Origin of the sequence: Rhodococcus sp. 7Tela_A2, assembly GCF_049311045.1 — a bacterium.
In the GTDB taxonomy this organism is placed as follows: Bacteria; Actinomycetota; Actinomycetes; order Mycobacteriales; family Mycobacteriaceae; genus Rhodococcus.
Map to the genome: position 1 here is coordinate 1 of NZ_JAXION010000196.1, position 3,822 is coordinate 3,822.

Annotated in this window: 3 protein-coding genes and 1 pseudogene; all 4 read left to right on the forward strand. The window is 69.0% G+C overall.

Translation table 11 applies throughout. The features are described 5' to 3' along the window. Nucleotides 1–76: 76 nt before the first annotated feature. Nucleotides 77–613 (forward strand): annotated as a pseudogene (gmk, locus tag TVH25_RS20990) (guanylate kinase); the annotation flags it as partial. A gap of 100 nt (nucleotides 614–713) precedes the next feature. Next, nucleotides 714–1,007, forward strand: a complete 294-nt coding sequence (rpoZ, locus tag TVH25_RS20995) for a DNA-directed RNA polymerase subunit omega (protein ID WP_169621973.1) — start codon at nucleotides 714–716, stop codon at nucleotides 1,005–1,007. Then, entirely contained in the window at nucleotides 1,004–2,284 is a 1,281-nt protein-coding gene (coaBC, locus tag TVH25_RS21000) for a bifunctional phosphopantothenoylcysteine decarboxylase/phosphopantothenate--cysteine ligase CoaBC (RefSeq protein ID WP_169621819.1), read from the forward strand. The genes rpoZ and coaBC overlap by 4 nt, the downstream gene beginning before the upstream one ends. 139 nt (nucleotides 2,285–2,423) lie before the next feature. Then, on the forward strand, nucleotides 2,424–3,638 hold the full coding sequence (metK, locus tag TVH25_RS21005) for a methionine adenosyltransferase (protein WP_422425383.1): 1,215 nt from the start codon (nucleotides 2,424–2,426) through the stop codon (nucleotides 3,636–3,638). Nucleotides 3,639–3,822 lie beyond the last annotated feature (184 nt).

Below are 3,822 nucleotides of genomic sequence, written 5' to 3' on the forward strand. Positions count from 1 at the left end.
GGCGCCCCCCCCCCCCCCCCCCCGCCCCCCCCCCCCCCCCCGGGGGGGGGGGGGGGGGGGCGCGGGCGCCCCCCCCCCCCCCGCGGTCGGTAAGTCGACTGTCGTGCGCCTTCTGCGCAACCGGGTGCCGAATCTGATGTTCAGTGTCTCCGCGACCACCCGCGCCCCACGACCGGGCGAGGTGGACGGGGTGGACTACCGCTTCGTCACCCGCGAGGAATTCGACCGCATGATCGACGACGGCGAGTTGCTCGAATGGGCCGACATCCACGCAGGCCTGCAACGTTCGGGCACACCCGCAGCGCCGGTACGCGAGGCGCTCGCCGCCGGGCGACCGGTGCTCGTGGAGGTCGATCTGGTGGGAGCCCGCGCAGTGCGGGCCGCGATGGACGAGGCCGTCCTGGTCTTCCTCGCACCGCCGAGCTGGGAGGTGCTCGTCGAGCGCCTCACCGGACGCGGCACCGAATCCGCGGACGTGGTGGCCCGCCGCCTGGACACCGCGCGCACCGAACTCGCCGCTCAGGACGAGTTCGATGTCGTCGTTGTCAACGATGATGTCGACCGTGCGTGCGAAGAATTGGTATCCTTGTTAGTCGGTCCCGAAAACGGGTGACCGGAGCGTGCTTGCGGGCGCCCGACCGGTGCCGTTTGCAGAGTCCGCCGACGCTAGATTTCTATCCCGCGAAAACTCAGGAGAACACCGAGTGAGCAGCATGCAGTCAGCAGCGATCGACCTCGAGGGCAACGCCCTTCCGGTCTACGACACTCCGCTGGGTATCACCAACCCGCCGATCGACGAGCTGCTCGAACGCGCCTCCTCGAAGTACGCCCTGGTGATCTACTCGGCCAAGCGCGCCCGGCAGATCAACGATTACTACAACCAGCTCGGTGACGGCATCCTCGAGTACGTCGGCCCGCTCGTCGAGCCGGGTCTGCAGGAGAAGCCGCTGTCCATCGCGCTGCGCGAGATCCACGCGGATCTGCTCGAGCACACCGAAGGCGAGTGAGCCTTCACGCCGCGGACGGCGCTCCGGAAACCGGACAGCGCCGCCGCGTCGTCGTCGGAGTCGCCGGCGGGATCGCCGCGTACAAAGCGTGCGCACTGATCCGGGCGTTCACCGAGAACGGCCATCACGTGCGGGTCGTTCCCACCGAATCAGCACTTCAATTCGTCGGGCGCGCCACCTTCGAGGCACTCTCCGGTAACCCCGTGCACACCGGCGTCTTCGCCGACGTGCCGGAGGTACCACACGTGCGGTTGGGGCAGGAGGCCGACCTCGTCGTCGTCGCGCCCGCCACCGCCGACCTCATGGCCCGGGCGGTATCCGGCCGCGCCGACGATCTCCTCACGGCAACTCTTCTCACCGCGCGGTGCCCGGTGATGTTCGTGCCCGCGATGCACACCGAGATGTGGGAACACCCCGCCACGGTCGACAACGTCGCAACTCTGCGTCGTCGCGGCAGTGTCGTGGTCGAGCCCGCCTCGGGTCGCCTCACCGGCAAGGACACCGGAGCGGGGCGTCTGCCCGAACCCGACGAGATCTACGCGCTGGCAGCACTGATGCTCGAACGTGCCGACGCGCTGCCCCGCGACCTGGTCGGCCGGCGCATCGTCGTCTCCGCAGGTGGCACGCGCGAACCTCTCGATCCGGTGCGGTTCCTGGGCAACCGCTCGTCGGGCAAGCAGGGCTATGCGCTTGCCCGCCTGGCCGCGCAGCGCGGCGCGGACGTCACCCTCGTGGCCGGCGCGGTCGCGGGCCTCGACGATCCCGCCGCCGTCGACGTCGTGCGGGTGCAGACCGCCGCGCAGATGCAGGACGCGGTCACCAAGCATGCCGCGACCGCCGACGCCGTCATCATGTCGGCCGCGGTCGCCGATTTCCGTCCCGCCGCCTTCGCCGAAAGCAAGATCAAGAAGGGTGCGGGCGAACCGGACTCGATCGCGCTGACGAAGAACGACGACATCCTCGCCGGACTGGTGCGCTCCCGTGCCGACGGTGGACTGTCCAAGGACACCGTCATCGTCGGATTCGCAGCCGAAACCGGCGACGAACACGGCGACGTCCTGACCTATGCGCGTGAGAAACTTGCCCGCAAGGGCTGCGATCTTCTCGTCGTCAACGCCGTGGGCGACGGCAAGGCATTCGAGGTCGACCACAACGACGGATGGTTGTTGTCCGCGGACGGCTCCGAGACGGCGCTCGCCCACGGATCCAAGGCTCTGATGGCAAGCAGGGTCCTCGATGCACTGCGACCGCTGCTGGCGCAGGTAGAACGGACGTAGAGTCCGATGATTTTAATACTCGCGCCGACGCTGCCGGGACAGTAGCGTCGGCACAGTGGCCGGGCTCGACCCGACCGGGAGTGCGTGCCGCTCCACAGCGTTCGTCCAGAGCTAGACACATCAGTCGAGAGGGAGTTCTGTGAGCAAGACCGGCGGTCGGCTTTTCACCAGCGAGTCCGTGACCGAGGGGCACCCGGACAAAATCTGCGACGCGATCAGCGACTCGGTCCTCGACGCGCTGCTCGCGGACGACCCGCGTGCCCGTGTCGCAGTGGAAACGCTCGTGACCACCGGTCAGGTGCACGTGGTGGGTGAGGTGACGACCTCCGCGTATGCCGATATCCCGAAGATCGTGCGCGATCGCGTGCTCGAAATCGGGTACGACAGCTCGTCCAAGGGCTTCGACGGCAACTCCTGCGGCGTGAACATCGCGATCGGCGCGCAGTCGCCGGAGATCGCCGGGGGTGTCGATGTCGCGCTCGAGGCTCGTAGCGGCACGCTGACCGACGACGAGGTCGCGCTGCAGGGCGCCGGCGACCAGGGCCTGATGTTCGGATACGCATGCTCGGAAACCCCGGAACTGATGCCGCTGCCCATCTCCCTCGCGCACCGGCTCTCGCGCCGGCTGACCGAGGTGCGGAAGACCGGTGTGCTCCCGTACCTGCGGCCGGACGGCAAGACCCAGGTCACCATCGAGTACGAGGGCGACAAGCCGGTCCGCCTCGACACCATCGTGATCTCCACTCAGCACGCCGCGGATATCGACCTCAACAACCTGCTCACCCCGGATCTCCGGGCGCACGTCGTCGACGCCGTACTCGCGGACCCGAACCTCGCCGGTCTCGACGTCGCCGATGTCCGGCTGCTGGTCAACCCGTCCGGATCGTTCGTGCTCGGCGGCCCGATGGGCGACGCCGGCCTGACCGGACGGAAGATCATCGTCGACACCTACGGCGGCATGGCCCGCCACGGCGGTGGCGCGTTCTCGGGTAAGGACCCGTCGAAGGTCGACCGTTCCGCCGCGTACGCCATGCGCTGGGTCGCCAAGACGGCCGTCGCCGCGGGACTGGCGGACCGGCTCGAGGTGCAGGTCGCATACGCGATCGGCAAGGCCGCTCCCGTCGGCCTGTTCGTCGAGACCTTCGGCACCGAAAAGGCCGATCCCGCGCGGATCCAGCAGGCGGTCAACGAGGTCTTCGACCTGCGTCCCGGCGCGATCGTCCGCGACCTGGATCTTCTGCGCCCCATCTACGCCCAGACGGCTGCGTACGGTCACTTCGGCCGCACCGACATCGAACTGCCGTGGGAGAACACCGACCGCGCCGACAAGCTTCGCGCGGCCGCCGGACTCTGACGGTCACGGTCGCACCCGGGTGGCTGCCGCCACACGCGCTGCCGACAAGCGCGCTGCCGACACACGCGCTGCCGAGGTCGACCCGGTAGGGCGCGTTCTGCCGCTGCTCTCCGTGCCGCACCTGGACCGGGAGTTCGACTACCTCATCCCGCACCACCTCGACGCGGACGCCCGGCCGGGCGTC

Excerpts from the sequence above, each read along its gene's own strand:
- rpoZ (WP_169621973.1), top strand. The coding sequence starts at position 714 with ATGCAGTCAGCAGCGATCGACCTCGAGGGCAACGCCCTTCCGGTCTAC.